Source organism: Brachybacterium ginsengisoli, from assembly GCF_002407065.1.
Taxonomy (GTDB): Bacteria; Actinomycetota; Actinomycetes; order Actinomycetales; family Dermabacteraceae; genus Brachybacterium; species Brachybacterium ginsengisoli.
The window spans coordinates 3,436,827-3,459,423 of sequence record NZ_CP023564.1 but is presented as its reverse complement, the minus strand read 5'-3'; the positions used below and the strand labels follow the sequence as shown (position 1 = coordinate 3,459,423).

Sequence of the window (22,597 nt, the reverse complement as noted above, 5' to 3'; positions counted from 1 at the left end):
GGGTGCTCCACCCTCCCTCCCGCAGGCCCCATGACCCGGTGACGAGGGCCTGGCAGGGCGAGAACTGGCAGCTGGTCGAGCCGGAGCAGAGCACGGCGACGGGAGAGGTCGAGATCGGCGTGCTCTGGGGTCGCGGCACACTCGACGAACGCGTCGAGCACGCCGGCTCGCTGGTGCTCGCGCTCGAGGCGCTGGCCCTGGAGCTGGGGCGCCCGGGCGCAGTCCGGGCGGAGGTCAAGATCGGCTCCGACGTCTGCGGCCTGAGCCTCCGGGGTGAGCTGGAGGGGGTCCGGGCCGCCTGGGCCGGCCTGCCCGACCTGTTCACGAGCACCCTCGACACCACCGGCCTGACCCCCGGGCACGTCTCCGAACTGCCGTGGCTCGAGGACGTGCTGCTGCGGACCGGCCCGAGCGGTGCCGCGCTGCAGCTCTTCCGGTTCGAGACCGAGGGCACGCAGGATGCCGCGCGCCGGCTGCTGCGCGAGCTCGACCCTCGCCGCGGTGACGTGCCCTGCGTGTTCTGGACGGATCAGGAGTCGCTGGTCGGCGCGGCCTTCGCCGTCGGCCCGCTGCGCGGTGCGGGGCTGGGGCGCCGCTGGGCCGAGGGCACGCCCCGCTGGCGCCGGGACCCCGAGGCCTGGCCGCAGGGAGGGAACCGTGCCTCGGTGGTGCCGATTCCGGAACGGGGTCACGAGGTGCTGTCGATGATGGTGCCGCGCACCGCCGACGGGATCGTGGCCGCGGAGCTCGTGCGCAGCTGCCTCGTGCGCACCCTCGACCGCACCCTCGACGGCACCCTCGCCCTGGAACGCTCAGAGCCCGTCGACGTCACGAGCCGGATGACGGGCATGGGGGAGGGTCTGCACGTCGTGCTCAGCTTCCGGACATTCCTCGCGCCGGAGCGGCGGCCCGACCTGTTCACCGCTCTGCTCCAGGACCTGGACGACCTCCCCGGATCCGCCGTGGAGGAGGCGATCGCGGACAGCATCTCCTCGGCGCGCTGCGAGCGGGAGCAGCGCGTGCACGGCCTGTCTCCCGCGATGGAGCCGACCGCGCAGGGCGTCCACGAGGCGCTCGTCGCGGCCCAGCGCAGCCTCCACATCTGCCTGGACCCGGCACTGCTCTCCCTCCGCGAGCACGCGCGACTGTCCGCACTGCCGGTGGTCGGGCCCGTCGAGGAGGATCCCTCGGCGCCGGCGGAGACCTACCGTGGCTCGATGCGGTCGGCGATGTTGGGGAACGGGGACACTTCCACGCGGGCGCGGCTCTCCCTCACGACCCTCCATGTCAGCGGCTCCGGGATGGTCAATGACGTCTCGCCGCGCGCGGAGCTCCCGGACACGGCGACCGTGGACCTCACCCGGGTGATCGCCGTGTGGGACCAGCCCCCGGGTGCGGTGTGGCTGCTCGCCCACACGGGAGAGCTGATCCGTGTGTCGTCGTCCGCGCTCGTCGGGAGGAAGGCGTTCACGCGGGATCTGGACGCGGCGCTCCACGGGGTGCCGCGGGTGACCCAGCGGGGATGGTCCCACCGTCGGGACTTCTCCGGTCTCCCCGGGGCCCTTTTCGGGTGCCTGCTCGTTCTCAGCCCCGGTCTGCTGTTCTTCGGGTTCGTCGGCGTCATGATCCACCACCAGAACAGCGGCCCCGCCTGGATCGAGCGCTCCCCGTCGTGGACCGAGACGGTGGAGCTCACCAACGGCACGGACATCACCGTGCACCAGCCCGTCCCCGCCACTTCTCCCTCCTCCGCTGGCGGGGAGGGGGAGTTCATCGTCGACGTGACCGTCTGCGGGGGCATCGACAGCCTGGGGAAGACTCCCGCCGGGGAGACCGCGGAGCGCGAGGTCCAGAACACCGTCCAGAGCTCGGACTACGCGCTGCGCGGCGAGGGCGGGACCGAGCTGACCCCGGTCATCACCGAGGAGCAGCCGCCCGTCCTCCTCGAGCCGAAGGAGTGCACGTCGCTCGAGCTGCACTATCGGGGCGAGCTGGGGGACCAGCCGGCCCTCGTCTACACCAACGCCGTGGGCGACGAGGTCAGCTGGTCCTGACCGTTCTGTCTCCTGCGCACCGGGCTCCCCGCTGCGCACCGGTCCCCCTCCTGCTCACCGGTCCGTCTCCCGCGCACCAGGCCTCACCGCGGTCGACCCCGCCCCGAGTCCCGGATCCTGTGCACACGATGGCGTATGGCGACGAGAGCTGGCTATATCGCCACCTCTCGTCGCCATACGCCATCGCGTGACACTTCGGCCCGGCTCCGCGTCGCCAGCGCTCCTCGTGCGGCGGCTCAGCTCACCCCGGCCCAGCCCGGCGGCCCGCCCGGCCGAGCCGGCCCCGGCCCGGTTCAGACCCGCTCGGAGGCTCCCAGCTGGTCGAGCAGCCAGGCCAGCTCGTCGGCGCGCTGCTCCCACTTGCGGTAGCGGCCCGAGCGCCCGCCGTGCCCGGCGACCATCTCGCAGCGGAACAGGATGGGCCGCTCCGCCTGGTCCGAGGTGACCGTCTCGCGCAGGCGCGCGACCCACTTGGCGGGCTCGACGAAGAACACGCGGGTGTCGTTCAGGGAGGTGGAGGCGAAGATCGCCGGGTACTCGACCGCGGTGATGTTCTCGTACGGCGTGTACTCCTTCATGTACGCGTACACCTCCGCATCGTGCAGCGGGTCGCCCCATTCCTCCCACTCGCCCACGGTCAGCGGCAGGCTGGGGTCCAGGATCGTGGTGAGCGCATCGACGAACGGCACTCCTGCGATGACGGCCCGGAACCGCTCGGGGGCGAGGTTCGCGATGCCGCCCATGAGCAGACCGCCCGCGCTGCGCCCCTCCGCCCCGAGCCGGCCTGCGGCGACCAGGCCGGAGTCGGTGAGGTGCGCGGCCGCGGCCACGAAGTCGCTGAAGGAGTTCTTCTTCTCGAGCAGCTTCCCGTGCTCGTACCAGTCGCGGCCCATCTCGCCGCCGCCGCGCACGTGCGCGATCGCGATGACCACGCCGCGATCCAGCAGGGACAGCCGGGTGGGCACGAACGACGGGTCGATGGAGACCTCGTAGGAGCCGTAGCCGTAGAGGTAGCCGGGCGCGGTGCCGTCGGCGGCGACGTCGCGGCGTGCCACGACGCTCAGCGGGATCGCGGTGCCGTCCTCCGCGGTGGCCCACTCGCGCCGCTCGACGTACAGCGACGGGTCGTAGTTCGGCACCGGCGTGACGCGCAGGACGCTGCTCTCGCCGGTGGCGACCTCGCGCTCGGCGACGGTGGGCGGGGTGAGCATGCTGGTGAGCTGGTAGCGCACCGTGGTCTGGTCCCAGTTGGGGTTGGTGTCGAGCTCGACGGTGTCCAGCTCGCCGCCGTGGGTGAGGTCGGCGGCCTCGGCGACCAGCAGGGACCCGTCGGCCGCACGCGGGATCAGCCGCACCGAGGCGAGTCCGCCGCTGCGCAGCTCAAGGGCGACGAAGCCGGCGAAGGCCTCGACCGCGAGCAGGCGCTCGCCGTCGGCCGCGACCAGCAGCTCCTCCCACTGGTGGGGGGCGTCGAGCGGGGCCTGGGCGAGCGCGAAGCCCTGGTGGCCGTCGTTGTGGACCACCAGCAGGCGGTCCCCGGCGTGCTCGAGGGCGTAGTCCACGCCGTCGCGTCGGCCGCCGGCGGGCACGGGGGCCGACGTCGGGTCCGTCAGATCCAGCGTCCAGGCCTCGGTGGTGGAGGTGGAGCCGGCCTGGATCACCAGTGTCGAGCCGTCGCGCGAGCGGTCGAACCCGATCATGAAGCGCTCGTCGGGCTCCTCGATGACCAGCACGTCCTCGCTCGCCGTGCTCCCGATGCGGTGGCGCCAGATCTGGTGCTGGCGCCAGGCGTCGTCGACCCGGGCGTAGAACAGCCACTCCTGGTCGGCGGAGAACGCGAGGCCGTAGCCGGTGCCGGTCACGGCCTCGTCGATGACCTCGCCGGAGGCGATGTCGGTGACGCGGAGGGTGAAGCGCTCGTCGCCCGCGGTGTCGACCGCGGAGGCGAACAGGGTGTGGTCGGGGGAGGGGGCGAGCCCGCCGAGCGAGTAGAACTCGGCGCCGGCGGCCTCGGCCTGGGCGTCGAGCAGCACCTGCTCGCCCTCGAGCATCACGCCCGGCTCGACCTGCGGGAGGGCGCCGGCGTCGGCGACGCGGGTGAACTTCGGGTAGTCGTCCCCGGCGGTGGTGCGGGTGATGTACCACCAGTCGCCGCGGCGCACGGGCACCGACAGGTCGGTCTCCTGCGTGTGGCCCACGAACTCCTCCACCAGCGCGGCGCGGAGCCCGTCGAGGTGGGCGGTGCGCGCGTCGGCGTAGGCGTTCTCCGCCTCGAGGTGGGCGATCACCTCGGGATCGGTCTTGTCCCGCATCCACTCGAAGGGGTCCACCACGGTGTCGCCGTGGAAGATCCGCTCGGTGGGACGGTGCTCGGGGGTCGGGGCGGCAGGGAGCTCGGCGGTCATGCTCCGAGGGTAGTCGCGCCCAGCTGGTCCAGGAGCCAGGCCACGCCCTCCCTCCGCGGGTCGCCTCCGGTGCCCGGCGTGGGCATGGTGCGCAGCAGGATCGGTCGCTCCTCGGGGCTCGAGGTGACCGTGTCACGCAGGGTCGCGATCCAGGTCGCGGCGCACCCCGGTGGGACCTCGGTCCCCTCGTGCGCCGTCCAGGCGTAGACCGCCGGGTACTGCTCCGCGCGGATGTTCTCCGTGGGGGTGTACCCGCGCAGGTCGCGGTAGGTCGCCTCGTCCTCGGCGGGGTCGCCCCACTCGGCCCACTCCTCGAGCGTGAGCATCACGTCCGGATCGAGCAGCGCCTCGAGCGGATCCGCCAGGGGCATCACGGTCAGGAGGGCACGGAAGCGGTCCGGGGCGAGGTTCGACGCGCCCGCCGCGAGCAGGCCGCCGGCGCCGTGGCCGATGAGTCCGATCCGATCCGGCGAGACCCAGCCGGTCTCCACCAGGAGGTCGGCGCAGGCGACGAGATCGGCGAAGGAGTTCTGCTTGTGCGCGCCGCGCCCCTGTCGGTGCCACTGCGGGCCCATCTCGCCGCCGCCGCGCACATGGGCGATGGCCACCACGACGCCGCGGTCGGCGAAGGTCCGGAACTCGGGGCGCAGCCGCGGATCGGTGGTGGTGCCGAACGCGCCGTTGCCGAAGAGCACCGCGGGAGCGCTGCCATCGCGGGGCAGGTCCCTCGGAGCGAGCAGCGAGATCGGCACGAGGGTGCCGTCCGGCGAGGTCGCCCAGAGCCGGTGCGCCACGTATCGCTCGGGATCGAACCCGGGGTGCTCCTCGCGCAGCAGCTCGATGCTCTCGCCGGTCTCCAGGTCGTGCTCGACCAGCGTTCCCGGGGTGAGGAAGCCGTCCAGTCGGCAGCGGATCCGTCGGCTCCCCCAGGCGGGTGCGGGCTCGAGGCGCACGGCATCCAGCTCCCCGCCCGGCCCCGCGACCTGCACGGCACCGGCGTCGAGGGAGCCGTCCTCACGGCGGGGGATCAGGCGCACCGCGGGGACGCCCTGATCACGCAGCTGGAGAGCGATGACCCCGGCGAACGCCTCGACGGACTCGAAGTGCTCGCCCTCCCGGGCGGTGAGCAGCGTCTGCAGGTCCGTCAGGGCGCCGGTGGTCTCGAGGCTCGTCTCGCTGAGCACGCTCCGGCGGGTCCCGCGGTCCTCGTGGATCACCAGCAGCCGATCCCCGGCATGCTCGAGGAGCGGCGGCGTGGTGCCGGTGACGCGACCGGTGAGCGATCGCGGCGGGCCGGCCGTCGCGGCGAGGTCGGTCAGCCAGACCTCGCCGCCCCGGGGCGAGTCGGAGCGGATCAGCAGCGCGGAGCCGTCCCGTGAACGGGTGAGCTCGAGCTGCGCCCAGTGGTCCGGCTCCTCGAGCAGGAGGGCGTCCTCGCGGGCCGTGGTGCCCAGACGGTGGCTGCGTACCTCGTGGCGACGCCCCAGGTCGTCCAGACGGGTGTGGAGCAGGTGCTGGGAGTCGGCGGAGAAGACGAGATCCGGGCCGGCGCCCTCGACGGCGCTGTCGAGGACCTCGCCGGTCGCGGCCTCGGTCACGATCAGCCGGCATCCGCCGAGGGCCGCCTCGGCGCGGGCGAGCAGGCGGCTGTCCGGGGAGACGGCGAATCCGATCATCGTCCGGCAGTCCTCGACCAGGATCTGCTCGCCCTCCAGGAGGTGCCCCTGCTCGATCACGGGCACGCCGGCCGGACCGTGCAGGTGTTCGTGGTCGCGCACGCGCGAGAGGGTGGAGCCACCGACGGGGTCGCAGCGATCGATGTACCACCAGCCGTCGAGGAGCACAGGGGCGGTCAGGCCGACGGGGGAGACGGGGGCGTCGGCGGCCGCCTGGAGGTCGGAGATCAGGGGCGCCAGATGCGCGGTCCGCGCGTCGGTGTAGGCGTTCTCGGCGGCGAAGTGCGCGGTGACCTCGCTGGAACGGTAGTCACGCAGCCAGCGATAGGGGACGTGGACGGTGTCACCGAACAGCGTCCGATCCAGGGGGCGGGGCACGGGGGCGGGCGGGAGCAGCGGCGATCGCTGTGCGGCCCGGGAGGAAGGCACCCTCGGGGAGGCGGTGATGTGCTGAGTCATGGGTACGGCTTTCCTCTCGGGAGGCCGAGCCGCCGCGAGTGGGGCGAGGGGCGGTCTCATCGGTTCGTCAGGTGCGGAGCGGACTGCTGACACCTCTGTCGACACGGGGCGATGCCCTGTCGGCGTCTTCGCCGATCGGGAAGGATCCTGTGGCGATCGGACAGACGGTGCGGCCGGGCCGGGCGCGGCGGCGCAGGGTCCTCCCCGGTGCCGCATCGTCCACGAGGTCCCCCATCTGCCCTCTTCTCCGTAGACTCCTCCCGGACCCGTCTGTGAGGCCCGTCATAGAGGCTACTGTGGCCTTTTCAGAGGTTTGTCAGAAATACTGAACGGCAGCGACCGCGATCTGATCAGGGTGGCCGTTCGGAGTCCGTGGAGGGATGCTGGGGGCATGACGGCTGCTGCTGAGGGTGGGGCGTTCGCGGCGGAGCTGCGGGCGGCGATCGTGCAGAGCGGCCTGACACTGACCTCGATCTCCCAGCGGCTGCGGGCCCGGCACCGTCCGGTCAGCGTCGCCACGCTGAGCAACTGGCAGTCCGGCAGGAGCCTTCCCAGCGGCGAGAAGTCCCTGGGGGTGATCGCGGCGCTGGAGGAGCTGCTGGGGAGATCACCCGAGTCGCTCGCCGAGCTGGTCGGCGGGCCCCGCCTGCGGGGCCGCGCGGTGCGGACCGCGGATCACCTCGGCCATCTCTCCAGCAAGGAGGTGTTCCATGACGCGCTCGAGGAGCTGGGGTTCCTCTTGGCCCAGCAGTACGCCCACGAGCGGGTGGTCCATCAGCTCGCCGTCATCGACACGGCCCGGGAGCGCCAGAGCTTCGACTTCCGGCTGATCGTGCGGGCCCTCGAATCGGGGGTGTGCCGCCTGCCGGCCGTGTACGTCCTGGAGGAGTCGGAGCCGAACGTCGCACCGATCTTCACGGCGCTCGACGGGTGCTCGATCGGGCGGCGGGTGAATCGGCCGGAGCGCCGCGTCTACGGCGTCGAGTTCGTGATCGACGGGACGCTCGACGCCGGCCAGGTCGCCTCGCTCGCCTACCGGGTCGAGCTGGGGGCCCGGGCGACCGATGTGACCGCCGTGCTCTACAGCCTGCCGCGGCGATCCAACGACGTGCTCCTCGAGGTGGAGTTCCGCGGTGACCGTCGGCCGGTGGACTGCCATCGCTACCAGCGCACGGAGTCCGGGGAGTCGATCACGGACGTCCGCCTGGATCATCGGGGCCGGCTGCAGGTCAGCGAGGCGCGCTTCGGGCCGGGGACCCTCGGGCTGCGCTGGGACTGGGAGGACGGGCAGGACGACGGAGACGAGGGAGACGACGACAGGTGCGCTGCGGACGGGAGCCCTTCCGGAGAACGTTGAGCGCGCTCGTCCCGTCCGCCGCGGCGCTGGCCGCCCGGGGGAGGCCGGGCGTATCCTGGCATCACCTGTTCCCGGCCGCACGGGAGGTATGTGCCATGGGCATCACCGGTCAGGACATCGTGGTGGGCTACGACGACACCACAGCGGCGATGGCGGCCGTCCGCTGGGCCGCAGACCTCGCCCGGAGCACGGGCAGCGGGCTCCATCTCGTCCATGCCTGGACCTGGCCCCTGCTCGGTCAGGGGATGACGGGCATCCCCGTCATCGACCCGGCCGGCCCCCGCAACCAGGCCCTGCGACTGCTCGACGACGCCGCCGAGCGGGTGGCGGCCGAGCATCCCGACCTCGCGGTCACCGCGGAGCTCCTCCCCGGCCAGCCGCGAGAGGCGCTCGAGACGATCTCCGAGCGCACGGGGCTCCTGGTGGTGGGGACCCGCGGGCTCGGCGCGGTGATGGGGGCGCTGCTCGGCTCCGTCAGCCGAGGCATCCTGCACGACGCCGGCTGCCCGGTGGCCGTGATCCGTTCCGACCAGCATCGCGCGGGGCCGGTGGTCGTCGCCCACGACGGCTCCGAGGCGGCGGAGGCAGCGGTCGACGAGGCGGCCGATCTCGCGGCGGCCTGGGGCATCGCCCTGCGCGTGGTCCACGTGCTGGCCGGGTCCCATGCGCCCTACGGGAGCGGCGCCGAGGCCTGGGGCGCGGGGAGCCGCTCACGGGGGATCCTCGAGCAGGGCCGGGCCCGGGCCGCGGCACGTCACGACGGGCTCGAGGTCCAGACCCTGATGATCGAGGACCGCACGGTCGCGGAAGGGCTGCTGGGCGCGGCCACCGGCGCGAGGATGCTGGTGATCGGTCATCGCGGTCTGAGCCGAGGGGCGTTCGGGTCCACGGCGCACGCGGTCCTCCTGCATGCGACCGGGAACGTCACGGTGGTCCGTCGGCCCGGGCACGAGTGATGTGACTCAAGTCCGCGGGCGAGGAGTTTGAACGCACGAGGTCGGGACGGTTAAGATGTCCGACGGTAGCGTGTCCGAGCGGCCGAAGGTGCATCACTCGAAATGATGTGTGGTTAATAGCCACCGCGGGTTCAAATCCCGCCGCTACCGCTCCTGACCTGGAGAGATCCAGGTCGACGAAGGCCCCCACCGGATCCGGTGGGGGCCTTCGTGCTGTGCCGTCCTGCGCTGCGGTCCTGGTGCAGGAGGTCAGGGCTCAGTGGTCCTGGAACTCCTCGTCGAGGTTCTTCTCCAGCAGCGCGGCCAGCAGGTCCAGGGACTCCTCGGCGCTCTCGCCCTCGGCGCGCAGGGTCACCTCGTCGCCGTGGCCGACGTCCAGCGTCAGCAGCATGAGGATGCTGGAGGCCTTCACCGGGGCCGAGCTCGCCGTCTCGATCGTCACCGGGACGGACTGTTCGCTGGCCGCCTGGGAGAAGATCGCGGCAGGGCGGGCATGGAGGCCGCTGGAGCTGGCGACCTTCACGGTTCGTGCGGGCATCTCGAGCGCCTTTCTCGACGTGGTCCCCCACAGGGTATCCGTGCCCGCGCCGTGGTGAGCACCGCGCCCAGGGGGACCGTGCAGGGATCAGCGGAACCCGCCGACCACGCCGGGGGAGTCGTAGCCGGACATCCCCGGGGACGTGGCCCGGGCGCCGCGGGCACCGACCGCGGCGCGACCCGCCCCGGACAGCTCGAACCAGGCGATCATGTCGGGCCCCGGGGTGCGGCCGCCGATCGCCGCCCAGGTGGTCGCCACGTGCTCGACGACCTCTGCGAGAGGGAGGTCCCAGGCGGAGAACACGCCCGCGGTCACGAACCCGGCGCGGATCTCGCCGCGCGCCAGCAGCCGTGCGAGCAGCAGCGGTCCGCGCCGCTCGAACTCCGCATCCTCCAGCGCCCCGGCATTCGCGAGCACGCTCACCACGTGGCCGGGGTGCAGCCACTGCTCGCGTCCCAGCGTCAGCAGCCGCTCCTCGATCCCGCTGCGGGCGGAGCCGGCATGCTCGGCCAGCGCCTCCTCGGTGGCATGCAGCGGTGCGCCGGGGGCGCGCTCGAGGAGGGATCCGTCCTCCTCGACGACGAGGTGGGCGCCGCGCGGGCCGTCCAGCTGCCAGCGCGGGGGCGTGCTCAGCCGGAGCGGGCCCTGGGCGGTCTGCAGGGTGAGGGAGAGATGGGAGTCGAGCATCTCGGCGTGCTGGATCGAGGTGCCCACCACGCGCGGGTCGCGCAGGCCGACGGCTGCGGGAGAGGCGGTGGAGAGCCCCGGCCCCTCGAGCTCCTGGCTGCGCGAGTGGAGGACCCACCCCCGCGCCGTGACGGTCCAGGTGCCTCTCGCCGCCACGCGGGTGTGCACGATCGCCTGCCCTCGCAGACCGTCGAGCAGGGGGTGGCTGAGAGGTGATCCTCGGCCGGACAGGCCGGACAGGAAGGTCGCCATGGCCCCATCCTGCCGCACCGCACCTCGAGACCGGCGCTCCCCGTGCAGTCCACGAGGCTACGATGACGCAATGCCCAGCACGAATGAGCGAGCACAGGACCCCCGCCCCGCACGGACCCGGGCCGCGATCTTCGCCGCCGCCCGTGACCTCACCGTCGCCGACGGCGAGGTGACGGTCAACGCCCTGGCGAAGCGAGCGGGTGTCAGCCGGGCCGCCTTCTACAGCCACTTCTCCGGCCTCGACGCCCTCATGGGCGCGATGCTGACGCAGATGTTCGACCGAGCCCTCGAACGCGGAGTCGCCTACACCCGGGACAGCGGCTCCCTCCACCAGGGGATCCGCTTCGGGTTCGGGATGCTGACGGCCTACGTGGAGCGCCACCACCACTTCCTGCGCGGCGCGCTGGAGTGGAAGTTCTCCCACCTGACGTACATGAGTCTGGTCGAGGCCATGACCGAGCTGCACGGCATCGCCGTGCACCACCTCGGCGACGAGGTGCCCGAGCACCTGCGGACCGAGGACACCCGTCGGGCGATCGTGGGCGCCACCCTGACGCTGTGCGTGCACTGGCTGATGGACACCCGCGAGGAGGCCGCGGTCGAGGACGCCCTCGACGCCTCCGGCCTGCTGGACACGATCCTGATCCAGGCGCCGTCCTGGTACACCGGCATCGAGCCCGGGGCGCCCACGGGGGCGCTGGAGCTCCTCGAGATCTGCCGCCAGGTCAAGGCCGACGAAGAGGAGGACTGACCCCTCCGGGGCTCAGCAGCCCCCGACCAGACGCAGCAGCACGCGCGCGCCGAAGCGCACGGCGTCCACCGGAACCCGCTCGTCGACCCCGTGGAACAGCGGGGCGAAGTCGAGATCGGCCGGAAGCTGCAGCGGCGCGAAGCCATAGCCGGCGATGCCCAGCGCGCTCAGCGACTTGTTGTCGGTGCCGGCGCTGAGGCAGTACGGCAGCACCCGTGCCCCCGGATCCTCCGCCTCGACGGCGGCGGCCATGGCGTCGATCAGCGGTGAGCTGCGCGGCGAGTCCACCGAGACGCCCACGTGGTCGACGATCACCTCGACGTGCTCGCCGCTGAGCTCGTCCAGCAGCGCGAGCACGTGCTCCTGGTGATCGGGAAGGAAGCGGCAGTCGAAGCCGGCCTCCGCCGTCTGCGGGATCACGTTGACCTTGTACCCGCTGGTGAGCATCGTGAGGTTCGCGGAGTCGCGCAGCGTGCCGGAGACGAAGTGGCGGGCCCCTCCCGTGAGCGGCAGGACGGCCTCGACGTCCTCCTCGCTCCAGCCGGTGCCGGTGATCTCGGTGATCCCGTCGAACAGGGCGCGCACGCTGGCGATGCACTCGATCGGGAAGCGGTGCTCGTCGATCGCGGCGATCGCCCGGGCCAGTCGCACGATGGCGTTCTCGTCGTTGGGGACCGAGCCGTGACCGGCGCGGCCATGGGCCCGCAGCCGTCCCCAGGCCAGCCCCTTCTCGGCGGTCTGGACCAGGTAGGCGCGCACGTCCTCCCCGGTCTCCTCCTTCGGCAGGGTGATCGAGTAGCCGCCCACCTCGCTGATCGCCTCGGTCATGCCGTCGAAGAGCTCGGGGTGGTTGTCCACCAGCCACTGGGCGCCCCAGACGCTGCCGTTCTCCTCGTCGGCGAAGAAGGCGAACAGCAGGTCTCGGGGAGGCCGTCGCCCCGAGCGCGCGAGATGACGGGCCACCGACAGGAGCATCCCGAGCATGTCCTTCATGTCCACCGCGCCGCGGCCGTGGATCATGCCGTCGATGATCTCGGCGCCGAAGGGGTCCACCGTCCAGTCCTCGGCCCGGGCCGGGACCACGTCGAGATGGCCGTGCAGGACCAGCCCGCCGCGCGAGGGATCCTCGCCCGGGATCCGCACCAGCACGCTGGGCCGTCCCGGAGCGGACTCGAGCACCGTCGGCTCCAGCCCCACCTCCCGGAGCAGGCCCACCACGTGATCGGCCGCCTCGGCCTCGCCCGGTCCCCAGGTGGCGGGGTCGTTCCCGCCGAAGTTGGAGGTGTCGATGCGGATGAGCTCGCGGGTGATGCGGACGGCCTCGTCCTGCAGCAGGGCCAGCTCGTCGGCGGTGGGGTCGGCGATCGCCATGCCGGGATCCTCCTCGGGTCGGGGACCTCGACCGTACTCGGCGACCGCTCCCGCCGCCCGGACCGTCCGGGATCGATGATGCTCCGTACGATGGGGTCACCAGTCCGCTCCTCAGGAGGTCCACGCATGGTGCAGATCTACACGTTCCGGGAACGGCTCGCCGCGCTCCCGGCCACGGTGCGCCGACGCGCCGAGTCCTCATCCCTGCAGGCGACCGTGGTCGCCGACGCGCGGGCCGTGGACCCGGGGATCCCCCGCGATGCGGACGCCGGTCATGTGGAGCGCGCGGCGCGCCGCCTGCTGCGCCGTGCGGCGCAGGACGAGTTCGCCCGGGAGGGGGTGGCCCGCGTGCCGCTGCCGCCGGAGGACATCGGTCGGGCCGAGCTGCGCCGGGCGGACGTCCCGGGCGATGCGCGCTTCCACGCCTTCGTCGAGGACGTCCTCAGCGCCGTGGACATCGTGCCGAGCCCGCTCGAGCGCGACGACGCGGTGGCGCTGCGGGACGCACGCGGCTCCTCCGACGCCTACGGACTCTCCCCGGAGGTCGCCTCGGATCTCGCGTCCTACCTGCTGTGCCGCGCCCATGTGCTGGGGGAGGGGACCGAGAGCCTCGAGGAGCACCTCGCCCAGCAGGCCGAGCAGATCCGCGGGGACATCCGCGCGGTGCTGGTGCGCCAGGTGCGGGTGCCGCTCGAGCTGAAGGTGGCCCGGGACCGTCACGCCCGGGTCCAGCGCGGGGAGGTCGAGGACGAGTTCGCCTCGCCCACCGGTGGCCCCGGTGACGAGGACGCCACCGCGGAGGAGCGCGCCGACTTCGGTCGACGTGCCCGGGCGGCCTTCGAGTTCGCGCAGACCGAGGCCGGACGGGCCGCCTTCGGCGCTCTGCGCACCGGGGCCGAGAAGGCGTACGAGCGGTACGGGAGCACCCGCACCCCGTCGAGGAACCCTCCGCGGAAGCCGCCCCGGCCCTGAGCTCAGGCGCCGGACTTCTCCCGCAGCTGACGCTTGATCCGGGCCAGCATCCCCGCCATGCCGTTCAGGCGCAGGGGGCTCACCACCTCCGCGAGCCCCAGCGCGCCGGTGACCGACTCGGGGGTCTCGAGCACCTCGCCGACGGTGCGACCGTCGAGCGCCTCGGCGAGGATCGCGGCGAAGCCGCGGGTCGTGGGCGCCTCCGGCGGGGCGGAGAAGAACAGGCGCGCGGTGGCCTCGCGGCCGGTGCCCTCCACCTCCGTGGCCAGGAAGATCGGCGACTGGCACTCGGGCACGGGCTCGAGCAGCTCGGGATGGTCCGCGTAGCGCTCGGGCAGCGCGGGCAGGCCGTCGGCGAACTCCAGCAGCATCTGCAGACGGTCACGTCCGGTGACCGCGTGGAAGTCGTCCGCGATCTCCGCGAAGCCCTCGGGCAGGGCGGTGCCCTCGGTCTGGTCGGCGGGGCCGGTCATCGGGCGGGGACCTCGCCGGGCTCGGTGCCCTGCGCGATCGGCAGGCGCACGCCGTTGCCCCACTCGGTCCAGGAGCCGTCGTAGTTGCGCACGTTCTCGAAGCCGAGCAGGTAGGTGAGCACGAACCACGTGTGCGAGGAGCGCTCGCCGATGCGGCAGTACACGACCGTCGGGGAGGCGGTGTCGAAGCCGAGCTCCGCCTGGTAGATCGTCTCGAGCTCGGCGCGGGAGCGGAAGCGGCCGTCCTCGGCGGCGGCGCGGGCCCACGGCACGGAGCGGGCGGTGGGGATGTGCCCGCCGCGGACGGTGCCCTCCTGCGGGTAGTCCGGCATGTGGGTGCGCTCGCCGGAGTACTCCTGCGGGGAGCGGACGTCGATCAGCGGCCCGCCCAGGAAGTCCAGCACGTCCTCGCGGTAGGCGCGGATCGGGGCGTCCTCGCGCTCCACGACCGGGTATCCCGTCGTCGCGGCCGGGATGCCCTCGTCGGAGGTGGTCATCTCGCGGCCCTCGGCCTGCCAGGCGGCGCGGCCGCCGTCGAGCAGGCGCACGTCCTCGTGGCCGAACAGCTCGAAGACCCACAGGGCGTAGGCGGCCCACCAGTTGGACTTGTCGCCGTAGATCACCACGGTGGTGTCGCGGCGGATGCCGGAGGCGTCCATGAGCGTCGCGAAGCCGGCGCCGTCGACGTAGTCCCGGGTGACCGGGTCGTTGAGGTCCAGGTGCCAGTCGATCTTGACCGCGCCGGGGATGTGGCCGGTCTCGTACAGCAGCACGTCCTCGTCGGACTCGACGACGACCAGGTCCTCGGACCGTCCGGAGGCGAGCTGATCGGCGAGCCACTGGGTGGTCACGAGCTTCTCGGGGCGGGCGTAGTCCTGCAGGGCAGGGGTGGGGTCAGCAGGAACGGTCATCAGTTCACCTTTCGACGGTCGATGGCGCACGGCGTGTATCTCCAGTCTGTCACCGCGGGCGCCGCGATGGCATCCGCAGGGCTCCGCCACGGGCGGACATCACCCTGGGTGCGACCCGCCGGTGGAAGCCCGTCGGCCGAACCCCTTCCGCCGCGGGGTCGTGTCTCCTACGGTGAGGCCATGGAGAACCTGGATCAGGAACCTGTCATCCCCCTTCTCGACACCGTCGTCCTGGACTGCCCCGACGCCCTGGCGCTCGCGACCTTCTACGCCAAGCTGATGGGCTGGCGCGTCGAGGACGGGAGCGACGAGGACTGGGCCGAGCTCACGCCCCCGCGCGGCCGGGTCTCCGACGACGAGCCCGACGGGCAGATGACCCTCGCCTTCCAGCGGATCGACGACTACACCCGCCCCACCTGGCCGGCCGGCACCCACCCCCAGCAGTTCCACCTCGACTTCGCCGTCTCGGACATCGAGGCCGCGGAGCCGCGGGCCCTCGCGCTCGGGGCGGACGTGCACGAGACCCAGCCCTCGGGGACGGGCAGCTTCAAGGTCTACGTCGACCCGGCCGGGCACCCGTTCTGCCTCTGCCGCAATCCCTGAGCGGCGACCGGGTCGAGGGTGAACGGCGAGGTGACGCCTGTTCGCCGAGGGTTCACCACGCCGACCTCGGGCGGTGGTCGGGGGCTCCTAGCGTGGGAGCGCACCCACCACCTGCCCCGAGGAGCCCGTCGTGAGCGACACCGTCCTGACCGCCCCGCCCGCCGAGACATCCTCCGCCGAGGGTGAGCACCGCCGCCTGGTGGTGATCTCCGTGGACGCCATGAGCGTGGTCGACGTGCCCTTCGCGCGCACCCTGCCGCACTTCGCACGGATCCTCGGCGGGACCTGGGGCAGCGCGGAGGCGATCTACCCGACGGTGACCTACCCCAACCACACCGCGCAGACCACCGGCCGCACCGCCGCCGGCCACGGCATCTATGCGAACGAGAGGGTCACGCCCGGGGAGAGGTTCCCCGACTGGTTCTGGGACGCCCGCGACATCGCCTGCCCCACCCTCTTCGACCTCGCCGCCGAGCAGGGCCTCACCTCGGCGACGGTGGGCTGGCCGGTCACCGGCTGGTCCCCGTCGATCGACATCGCCGTGCCGGAGATCTGGGACCTCGCCGGGCTCGAGCCCACCCTCGAGGTGCTGCGCGATGCCGCCTCGGAGCGGGGCCGCGCCTATGTGGACCGCCATGCGGCGGAGATCGGCTGGGACCGCAAGCACCGCTTCGGCCGTTTCAACACCGCCGTCGCCACCGACATCATCCGGCGGGAGCGCCCGGAGGTGCTGTTCGTGCACCTGGTCGACGTCGACTCCGCCCGCCACGGCACCGGGCGCTTCACCCTCGAGGTGAAGGAGGCGTTCGAGCGGGTCGACGGGTGGATCGGCGAGATCCTCGCCGCCCTCGAGGAGGCCGGGGTCGCGGAGGAGACCAACGTCGCGATCGTCTCCGACCACGGGCACGTCGAGGTGGGCCGGTGCTTCCGCGCCAATCACGAGCTCGCCGAGCAGGGGCTCGTGCGCCTGGATGAGGCAGGGGAGGTCGCGGGCTGGGACGCCTGGGTGCACGGCTGCGGGCTCACCGGCCAGCTCCACCTGCACCCCGAGGCCGGCGAGGCGGCGCGAGAGCGGGTGCTCGGGCTCGTCGCGGACTGGGTCGAGGACCCCGAGATCCCGGTGCAGGCCTTCCACCCGCTGGAGGACATGCGCGAGGACTACGGCTACTCCGGCCCGTTCCTGGGGATCCTCGAGGGCACCAGCGGCACGAACTTCCAGAACCTCTGGGAGGGCCGGTCCCTGTACGGCCGCTTCGACGAGGACTACGCGTTCCTCATCTCCCAGCACGGGCACCTGCCCGAGCAGGACATCCAGGCCGTCTTCGCGATGGCCGGCCCCGACATCGCCGAGGGCGGGCGCTTCGCCCGCTGCACCGTCCCCGACGAGGCGGTGACCTTCGCCCACCTGCTGGGCCTGCAGCTCCCCGAGGCCGACGGCGCCGTGGTCAACGAGATGCTGAGGGTTCCGGCCGGGTCGTCGGCCCGGTGACGCCGAGGAGCGCATCCAGCTCCCGCACCGTCTGCGGCTTCCCGACCACGATCAGCTCGCCCGACGGGTCGGTGCACAGCTCGCCGCCGGCCTCGAGGGTGATCAGGGTGCCGCCCACGCGGTCCCAGATCTCGTTGCGATAGGCGACCATCGCCCCGAGACGCCCGGCGGCCAGCAGGCCCCAGTCCGAGGAGGGCGCCCAGCTGCGCAGCACCCGCTTCGTGCCCCGCTCCATGGCGGCGAACAGGGCGTTGCGCCGCTCGTCGTCGTGCCCGACCTCGTAGCCCTGGGTGAAGGCGATGGTGGTGCGGTCCAGGGGATCGGCGGCACCGAGGTCCAGGCGCCGCGGCTCCTGCCCCTCGCCGAGGGTGAGCCACGCGCCCTGCCCGGCGATCGCCCAGCAGGTGCGTCGGCGCGGGGAGTCGTGCACGACGGCCATCACCGGCTGCTCTCCCTCGCACAGGGTGATGCACACGCCGTACACGTCCAGTCCGAGCACGTAGTTGTTCGTGCCGTCCAGCGGATCGATCAGCCAGCGGTGGCGCGCCCCGGCCGCGGCACCCTGCTCGCCCTCCTCCTCACCGAGGATCGAGTGCTCCGGATACTGCTCGCGCAGCGCGGCCACGATCCGCCGCTCCGCCTCGCGATCCACATGGGTGACGAGGTCCGAGCCGGCGCCCTTCGCCTCGATCCGGGCGGTGTCCTGCTCGGCGACGGCGAAGTCGCCGGCCTGGCGGGCGAGGGTGATGGCGAGGTCTGCTGCGCTGCGAAGGTCCACCCGGCGACCTTACTGGGCGCGGAGGGCTGCATCGCGCCTCGCTGCGACCTACGAGACCGGCGCCGCCGCTCAGGACGCGTAGGCCGCGAACTCCTCGCGGATCGTCCCGGCTGTCGCGTCCTCGGCGAGCAGCGCCTGCAGCAGCAGGCGGGCCTTCGCGGGCGGCAGGTGGCCGGCCATGATCGCGCCCGCCTCGAGCAGGTCCACCTCGCTGCCGGGGTAGGCGTAGTGGTGGGTGGAGGTGCCGCCCGAGGCGATGCGGGTCGCGACCACCACGGGCACACCGGCCTCCAGCAGCCGGCGCAGGCGCGGCATCGCGACGGGGGAGACGTGCCCCATCCCCACCCCGGCGATCACCAGCCCTGCGAGCGTCCCTTCCGGCAGGTGGTCGAGCAGGTCGAGGTCCTCGTCGAGCCCGGCCATCAGGGCCGGCACCGCCGGCAGGTGCTCCGTGGGCGAGCCGGTCCGTCGCGCGACGCGCTCGGGCACGAGCTGCAGGAGGCGCAGCTCGGCGCCGTCGACGATCGCGAGCGGGCCCGACGGGGCGGAGGCGAAGGCCGAGACCGAGCGCGAGGACGCCTTGGTGACCTGGTCGGCCAGGTGCACGTGGGCGTCGAACACGACGAGGACCCCGGCGCCCCGGGCCTGCGGCGAGGCCGCGGTGCGCACCGCGTCGTGGAGGTTGGAGGGACCGTCGGCCCCCAGCGCGCTGGCCGGCCGCATCGCCCCGGTGACCACCAGCGGGGCCTCGCGGTCCCAGTACCGGTTCAGGAGGAACGCGGACTCCTCGAGGGTGTCGGTGCCGTGGGTGAGCACCACCCCGCGGGCGCCGGCGTCGACCGCCTGCCGTGCCCGCTCGAGCACCTCGGCCAGGTGGTGGGGGCGCACGTCCGACGAGGAGACGTTCGCGATCTCGTGCGCGGTGAGCTCGACCCCGTCGATCAGGGTGCTCGCGAGGCGCTCGCCGGCGGCGGCGTCCGGGGCGGCATGGCCGCCGTCGGCGCCCTGGGTCATGAAGATGGTGCCGCCCAGGGTCAGCAGGGTGACGGGAAGGCTCACGACAGCTCCGGCTCCTCGCCGAGGTAGAACGCGGCGGTCCGCACCGACGCCTTGCGGGCCGGCTTCCGGTCCGCGCCGGAGGCGACGTGCGCCTCGAACCAGGCGTCCGCCGTGGCGCGCGTGAACTCGGCGCCCTCGGGGGAGACCGCGAAGTCGCCCAGGCGCGGGAGCAGATCGGCAGACGGGTCCTCGAGGTGCAGCGCCAGCGCGTAGAGCGCCGCGTCCCAGCCGCAGCCGGTCGCGGCCGGGCCGAAGGTCTGCCAGTGGGCGTCCGCCGGGACGGTGTGGCGCAGGGTGAACCGTGCGGCGGGTGCGGCGGCGCTGGCCTCCGTGGGAGCGTCCGCCTGGTCCGCGGAGTCCTCCTGCTCGGCCTCCTCGTTCTCGGCGGGCTCCACCAGGAGCTCCATCTCGCTCGAGCTCTTGCCGAACTCCCAGGTCAGCAGCAGTCGGTGGGGCTCCTCGGCGGCGAGGACGGTGCCGCCGGTCTCCATGTCGGGCAGCTCGTAGCGGCCGCCCTCGACCGCCTCGCCGCTCGCCCGGCCGAACCACACCTCCAGGTGGGAGCCGATGGTCAGGGCGGACCACAGCTCCTCGGGGTGCACCTCGAAGGTCTGCGAGAGAGAGACGACATGCGCGCGCCCCGCCTCCGTGACGGTGCGGGTGACGTCGGTCAGCTGGCTCTGCGGGGTGGGGGTCATGGATCTCCTTGGAAGGCGGGGTCGGGACCCACTGTGCCAGGTCTTGGCGGGTGCGTGGCCGTCAGCGGCGACGCAGGCGCACGATCACCTCGGCGTGGGCGGTGTGCGGGAACATGTCGACGTAGCGACCTGCGACGACGCGCAGCGAGGGCATCGCCGCGAGATCCGTGGCGAGGGTCTCGGGGTTGCAGCTGGAGTAGACGACGTCCTGCACGCCGGAGCGCTCCAGCCAGGCGGAGAGCTCGCCGCCCAGCCCGCGTCGCGGCGGGTTCACGACGACCACCTCCGGCGGGCCCTCGGGGCCGTCGGCCGCGGTGATCGCCCAGCGGGTCGCGTCGTCCACGAGGAAGGTCGCCGAGCTGATGCCCGCTGCCGTCGCCGCCTCGCGGGCGCCGTCGATCGCCTGCGGCGAGACCTCGACGCCGGTGAGGTGGGCGTCGGGGACGGCCAGCGCGATGTGGAGGGCGAAGCCGCCGAGACCGCAGTACAGGTCCCAGATGCGCGGGGCCGCGGGGCCCTGGTCGAGAGCGTGCTCCGCGGCGATCTCGCGCACCCAGGCGGCGCCCTGGCGGTACAGCTGCCCGGCGACCTCTGTGTGGGTCTGCAGGAACGACCGAGGGCGGGCGAACAGGGTGACGTCCCCCGTGCGGACCGCGATCGAGGCGGCTCCGGCGAGATGGATCTCCTGCTCGCCCTCGACCGCTGTGGTGTGCTCGGGGTGGACGTTCGCCGTGACCGCGACGACGGAGGGGTGGGCGTCCAGCAGTGCGGGCAGGTGCTCGCGGATCCTCTCCAGCGCCCGCTCGCTGCGCAGCACCAGGCGCAGCAGATGCTCGCCGTCAGGGGAGGCGGTCACCAGCACGTTCTTGATCTCGCCGCGGCGCCGGGCCACGTCATAGGGCGGCACCTGCGCGCGTCGGATCAGCGCCTTCGCCCCGTCGAGCACCGCCTCGACCCCCGGCGGGTACAGCGGGCAGTCGCACAGGTCGGTGCCGGCGGACTGGCCGGGCAGCGTGAGCACCGGGGCCTGGGCCGTGCCGCCCACCGCCATCTTGCCGCGGGCGCGGAACCCCTCCTCGGCGCCGACGATCGGGAGGTCCCACTGCACCCCGGGGAGGAGGAACGGGGCCAGCAGTTGCTCGACGCGGCCACGGCCCTCCGCGAGCTGCCGAGGGCGGGGGAGGTCCAGCAGCGTGCAGGACCTGCACGCGCCGGAGTCGAAATGAGGGCAGCGCACGCGAGGAGTCTACGGGCGCTCCGTCGGCTGTCGGACCCCGCCGCTACCGTCGCAGACGGGTCACGAGACGCGGCCGGACTTCCTCGACAGAGGCCGCGCGGCAACCGGAACCGACCCGGTGCCCGTCGAGGAAGACCCGGCCGGAGGGCGACCGCCCATCCGGTCAGGCGGCCCTGCGGGCCGGATCGGAAGGACGACCATGTCCCTGGACGACGAGACCACGTACCGGACCACCGCGAGCTGGCGGGACCAGCTCATCGAGCTCGACCTGCCCGGCGTCGGGCCGATCACCGCGAGCGCGGACCCGCGACTGCACGAGGTGGAGCACCAGGAGCCCGTCCCGGAGGGCGCCGGGCCCGATCGCGAGGGCTTCCGACGGCGCGAGCCCACGTCACCACCGCCCTCCGCGCTGGTGCGCGCGACGCTGCGGGACCGCGCCCCGCTCGTGCTCGAGCACACCTGGCTGGTGGTGCCGGCGCTCGGCCCCGTGCTGCCCACACTCCGTCCCGAGGGGATCGTGGTCGCGGACCTCAGCGGCTCGGAGGCGCCGTTCGAGATGCGTCCCGACCCTCCGCAGGCCCCCGCCCGGCCCAGCCGCGAAGGAGTGCTCGCGGGGGCGACGCCGCCCGAGAACCCGCAGGATGCCGCGGTGCGGGGAGGGCGCGAGCAGGTGCGGCGGCGCGGCGTCATCCGGCCGCCCCAGCACAGCTGGTTCCGTCGGCCGGCCATCGCCGAGGAGCTGCGCCGTCGTGGGGGACCGGTCGCTCTCGGGGCGCTCGTCGGCCCGCGGCGCGACTGGTTCGAGCCGGCCGCCGCCGTTCGTGAGGACCTGCTGGCCGCCCATCCCGACCAGGCGCTGGAGAGCGCCCTGACCGTCGCCGTCGCGCACGGGCAGGGCGCGGTGCTGAGGCTCGGTCCGCAGGGGCTCGACGTGATCCCCACGGGCGCGGACCCGCGGATCGAGGAGATGCGAGGGCTGACGCTGCTGGTCACGGCCCGGCCCGCGCAGTGCCCGCTGCAGGGCACGGACGGCTGCGGTCCCTGCCGTCCCGTGGGCGGGCCCTGGATCCGAGCCTCCCAGGCGGCGCAGGTGGGCTGGGAGGCCCGGCGTTCGCAGGCCCTGGCGGTGCAGGACTGCGGGGTGTGCTTCGGGGAGGCGCTGCCCCCGGAGACGGATCAGCCTGCGGAGCCGCGTCTGGGCCGGCGGCGGCCGGTCGTGGAGATCGACCGGCTGCACCTGCGCGACGGCGAGGTGGTGCGGATCGACCCGATCGCCCCGCCGCGCGGGGAGTCCCCGGCCGGAGGGTGAGCCGGCAGGTGCCCGGCGTGGGTCAGGAGAACCACTCGGTGGGCGGGCCCAGCGAGAGGAGGATCGAGAACACGACCGCGACGCCCACGATCGCGATCAGCGCCGCCGGCAGCGGGCGGCGCAGCGCGAGCCCCACCACCTTCTCGGGAGCGGTGCGGGCCGGCTCCTCGCGCAGGCGCCAGCGGTCCCCGAGCAGCCCGCGCCGCTCGGCGGAGCGCTCGAAGGGCACCGTGAGGTACGGGATCAGCGCGGAGCCGATGCCCAGCAGCAGGTCCGTCAGCTTCCACCGCTGATCGACCGCGACCAGCACCGTCACCACCAGGTAGGAGAGGAAGACGAAGCCGTGCAGGCCGCCGCCGATCCGCACCAGCATCTCGCCGGCGTGCAGCACGTACTTCACCACCATGCCCGCCAGGAGCAGGGTCCAGGTGACCGCTTCGGCGAAGGCCAGCACGCGGTACAGGCGAGAGGGGGCGGAGAGCAGACGCATGGGCCCATCGTGCCAGGGCCGCCTGGGCGAAGCCGGGAGATCGACCCCGGTGCCGGCCCGACGTCGCCGGGG

The 22,597-nt window shown here is 73.3% G+C and carries 20 protein-coding genes and 1 tRNA gene; 9 read left to right on the top strand and 12 right to left on the bottom strand.

The window, feature by feature from the left end; all coding sequences use genetic code 11:
• The first annotated feature begins 2 nt into the window (after window positions 1–2).
• Window positions 3–2,054 (top strand): hypothetical protein, encoded by a 2,052-nt coding sequence (locus tag CFK41_RS15545; protein ID WP_151904779.1) that lies wholly within the window; start codon window positions 3–5, stop codon window positions 2,052–2,054.
• A 293-nt stretch (window positions 2,055–2,347) separates the two neighbouring features.
• Here CFK41_RS15545 and CFK41_RS15540 read toward each other — a convergent pair whose 3' ends face one another.
• Together CFK41_RS15540 and CFK41_RS15535 are read right to left on the bottom strand one after the other, a co-directional pair.
• Window positions 2,348–4,459, bottom strand: coding sequence for a S9 family peptidase (locus tag CFK41_RS15540; RefSeq protein WP_096800492.1), 2,112 nt, complete (start codon window positions 4,457–4,459; stop codon window positions 2,348–2,350).
• Window positions 4,456–6,594 (bottom strand): prolyl oligopeptidase family serine peptidase, encoded by a 2,139-nt coding sequence (locus CFK41_RS15535; RefSeq protein WP_096800491.1) that lies wholly within the window; start codon window positions 6,592–6,594, stop codon window positions 4,456–4,458. Before CFK41_RS15535 ends, CFK41_RS15540 begins: the two co-directional genes overlap by 4 nt.
• A gap of 391 nt (window positions 6,595–6,985) precedes the next feature.
• Here CFK41_RS15535 and CFK41_RS15530 point away from each other — a divergent pair, with 391 nt between their 5' ends.
• The 3 genes from CFK41_RS15530 (at window position 6,986) to CFK41_RS15520 (ending at window position 9,057) form a co-directional block, all read left to right on the top strand.
• Entirely contained in the window at window positions 6,986–7,951 is a 966-nt protein-coding gene (locus CFK41_RS15530; RefSeq protein ID WP_096800490.1) for a helix-turn-helix domain-containing protein, read from the top strand.
• A 95-nt stretch (window positions 7,952–8,046) separates the two neighbouring features.
• Window positions 8,047–8,907: a universal stress protein gene (locus tag CFK41_RS15525; RefSeq protein WP_096800489.1), complete on the top strand. Its 861-nt coding sequence runs from the start codon at window positions 8,047–8,049 to the stop codon at window positions 8,905–8,907.
• A 64-nt stretch (window positions 8,908–8,971) separates the two neighbouring features.
• A tRNA-Ser gene (locus CFK41_RS15520) sits at window positions 8,972–9,057 on the top strand.
• A gap of 106 nt (window positions 9,058–9,163) precedes the next feature.
• On the opposite strand, the gene CFK41_RS15515 is transcribed toward CFK41_RS15520, so the two are convergent.
• Together CFK41_RS15515 and CFK41_RS15510 are read right to left on the bottom strand one after the other, a co-directional pair.
• The gene (locus tag CFK41_RS15515) at window positions 9,164–9,445 is read right to left on the bottom strand and encodes an HPr family phosphocarrier protein (protein ID WP_096800488.1); all 282 of its coding nucleotides are present in this window, start codon (window positions 9,443–9,445) and stop codon (window positions 9,164–9,166) included.
• An 87-nt stretch (window positions 9,446–9,532) separates the two neighbouring features.
• Window positions 9,533–10,384, bottom strand: coding sequence for a hypothetical protein (locus CFK41_RS15510; protein ID WP_096800487.1), 852 nt, complete (start codon window positions 10,382–10,384; stop codon window positions 9,533–9,535).
• Window positions 10,385–10,454: 70 nt separating this feature from the next.
• Between CFK41_RS15510 and CFK41_RS15505 the strand changes: the two genes are divergently transcribed.
• A complete protein-coding gene (locus tag CFK41_RS15505; RefSeq protein WP_227873113.1) occupies window positions 10,455–11,135 on the top strand; it encodes a TetR/AcrR family transcriptional regulator in 681 nt (226 codons plus the stop codon).
• Window positions 11,136–11,147: 12 nt separating this feature from the next.
• Here the strand turns inward: CFK41_RS15505 and CFK41_RS15500 are convergent, their stop codons facing one another.
• Window positions 11,148–12,506 (bottom strand): M20/M25/M40 family metallo-hydrolase, encoded by a 1,359-nt coding sequence (locus CFK41_RS15500; protein WP_096800485.1) that lies wholly within the window; start codon window positions 12,504–12,506, stop codon window positions 11,148–11,150.
• A 126-nt stretch (window positions 12,507–12,632) separates the two neighbouring features.
• On the opposite strand from CFK41_RS15500, the gene CFK41_RS15495 reads away from it, so the two are divergent.
• Entirely contained in the window at window positions 12,633–13,478 is an 846-nt protein-coding gene (locus CFK41_RS15495) for a hypothetical protein (RefSeq protein WP_096800484.1), read from the top strand.
• Between the two features lie 2 nt (window positions 13,479–13,480).
• Here the strand turns inward: CFK41_RS15495 and CFK41_RS15490 are convergent, their stop codons facing one another.
• A complete protein-coding gene (locus CFK41_RS15490) occupies window positions 13,481–13,951 on the bottom strand; it encodes a SufE family protein (protein ID WP_096800483.1) in 471 nt (156 codons plus the stop codon).
• Window positions 13,948–14,862 carry a sulfurtransferase gene (locus CFK41_RS15485; protein WP_096800482.1) on the bottom strand — a complete coding sequence of 305 codons (915 nt, stop codon included), beginning with the start codon at window positions 14,860–14,862 and terminating at the stop codon, window positions 13,948–13,950. Before CFK41_RS15485 ends, CFK41_RS15490 begins: the two co-directional genes overlap by 4 nt.
• 180 nt (window positions 14,863–15,042) lie before the next feature.
• Here CFK41_RS15485 and CFK41_RS15480 point away from each other — a divergent pair, with 180 nt between their 5' ends.
• The gene (locus CFK41_RS15480; RefSeq protein ID WP_096800481.1) at window positions 15,043–15,465 is read left to right on the top strand and encodes a VOC family protein; all 423 of its coding nucleotides are present in this window, start codon (window positions 15,043–15,045) and stop codon (window positions 15,463–15,465) included.
• A gap of 130 nt (window positions 15,466–15,595) precedes the next feature.
• Window positions 15,596–16,954, top strand: a complete 1,359-nt coding sequence (locus CFK41_RS15475) for an alkaline phosphatase family protein (RefSeq protein WP_096800480.1) — start codon at window positions 15,596–15,598, stop codon at window positions 16,952–16,954.
• On the opposite strand, the gene CFK41_RS15470 is transcribed toward CFK41_RS15475, so the two are convergent.
• From CFK41_RS15470 to rlmC, 4 genes are all read right to left on the bottom strand, one after another.
• Window positions 16,911–17,732: an inositol monophosphatase family protein gene (locus tag CFK41_RS15470; RefSeq protein ID WP_096800479.1), complete on the bottom strand. Its 822-nt coding sequence runs from the start codon at window positions 17,730–17,732 to the stop codon at window positions 16,911–16,913. The two genes, CFK41_RS15475 and CFK41_RS15470, sit on opposite strands and share 44 nt — an antisense overlap.
• 69 nt (window positions 17,733–17,801) lie before the next feature.
• The gene (locus tag CFK41_RS15465) at window positions 17,802–18,791 is read right to left on the bottom strand and encodes an asparaginase (protein WP_096800478.1); all 990 of its coding nucleotides are present in this window, start codon (window positions 18,789–18,791) and stop codon (window positions 17,802–17,804) included.
• Complete coding sequence (locus CFK41_RS15460; protein WP_096800477.1) at window positions 18,788–19,489, bottom strand: SRPBCC domain-containing protein; 702 nt, start codon at window positions 19,487–19,489, stop codon at window positions 18,788–18,790. The genes CFK41_RS15465 and CFK41_RS15460 overlap by 4 nt, the downstream gene beginning before the upstream one ends.
• Before the next feature lie 61 nt (window positions 19,490–19,550).
• Entirely contained in the window at window positions 19,551–20,726 is a 1,176-nt protein-coding gene (gene rlmC / locus CFK41_RS15455) for a 23S rRNA (uracil(747)-C(5))-methyltransferase RlmC (RefSeq protein ID WP_096800476.1), read from the bottom strand.
• A 199-nt stretch (window positions 20,727–20,925) separates the two neighbouring features.
• Between rlmC and CFK41_RS18245 the strand changes: the two genes are divergently transcribed.
• A complete protein-coding gene (locus CFK41_RS18245; RefSeq protein WP_096800475.1) occupies window positions 20,926–22,035 on the top strand; it encodes a hypothetical protein in 1,110 nt (369 codons plus the stop codon).
• A 22-nt stretch (window positions 22,036–22,057) separates the two neighbouring features.
• Here the strand turns inward: CFK41_RS18245 and CFK41_RS15445 are convergent, their stop codons facing one another.
• The gene (locus tag CFK41_RS15445) at window positions 22,058–22,525 is read right to left on the bottom strand and encodes a DUF3817 domain-containing protein (RefSeq protein ID WP_096800474.1); all 468 of its coding nucleotides are present in this window, start codon (window positions 22,523–22,525) and stop codon (window positions 22,058–22,060) included.
• Between the last annotated feature and the right edge of the window lie 72 nt (window positions 22,526–22,597).

Coding starts and splice junctions, on each gene's coding strand:
- CFK41_RS15540 (WP_096800492.1), bottom strand. CDS start 4,459: ATGACCGCCGAGCTCCCTGCCGCCCCGACCCCCGAGCACCGTCCCACC.
- CFK41_RS15535 (WP_096800491.1), bottom strand. CDS start 6,594: ATGACTCAGCACATCACCGCCTCCCCGAGGGTGCCTTCCTCCCGGGCC.
- CFK41_RS15530 (WP_096800490.1), top strand. CDS start 6,986: ATGACGGCTGCTGCTGAGGGTGGGGCGTTCGCGGCGGAGCTGCGGGCG.
- CFK41_RS15525 (WP_096800489.1), top strand. CDS start 8,047: ATGGGCATCACCGGTCAGGACATCGTGGTGGGCTACGACGACACCACA.
- CFK41_RS15515 (WP_096800488.1), bottom strand. CDS start 9,445: ATGCCCGCACGAACCGTGAAGGTCGCCAGCTCCAGCGGCCTCCATGCC.
- CFK41_RS15510 (WP_096800487.1), bottom strand. CDS start 10,384: ATGGCGACCTTCCTGTCCGGCCTGTCCGGCCGAGGATCACCTCTCAGC.
- CFK41_RS15505 (WP_227873113.1), top strand. CDS start 10,455: ATGCCCAGCACGAATGAGCGAGCACAGGACCCCCGCCCCGCACGGACC.
- CFK41_RS15500 (WP_096800485.1), bottom strand. CDS start 12,506: ATGGCGATCGCCGACCCCACCGCCGACGAGCTGGCCCTGCTGCAGGAC.
- CFK41_RS15495 (WP_096800484.1), top strand. CDS start 12,633: ATGGTGCAGATCTACACGTTCCGGGAACGGCTCGCCGCGCTCCCGGCC.
- CFK41_RS15490 (WP_096800483.1), bottom strand. CDS start 13,951: ATGACCGGCCCCGCCGACCAGACCGAGGGCACCGCCCTGCCCGAGGGC.
- CFK41_RS15485 (WP_096800482.1), bottom strand. CDS start 14,862: ATGACCGTTCCTGCTGACCCCACCCCTGCCCTGCAGGACTACGCCCGC.
- CFK41_RS15480 (WP_096800481.1), top strand. CDS start 15,043: ATGGAGAACCTGGATCAGGAACCTGTCATCCCCCTTCTCGACACCGTC.
- CFK41_RS15460 (WP_096800477.1), bottom strand. CDS start 19,489: ATGACCCCCACCCCGCAGAGCCAGCTGACCGACGTCACCCGCACCGTC.
- CFK41_RS18245 (WP_096800475.1), top strand. CDS start 20,926: ATGTCCCTGGACGACGAGACCACGTACCGGACCACCGCGAGCTGGCGG.
- CFK41_RS15445 (WP_096800474.1), bottom strand. CDS start 22,525: ATGCGTCTGCTCTCCGCCCCCTCTCGCCTGTACCGCGTGCTGGCCTTC.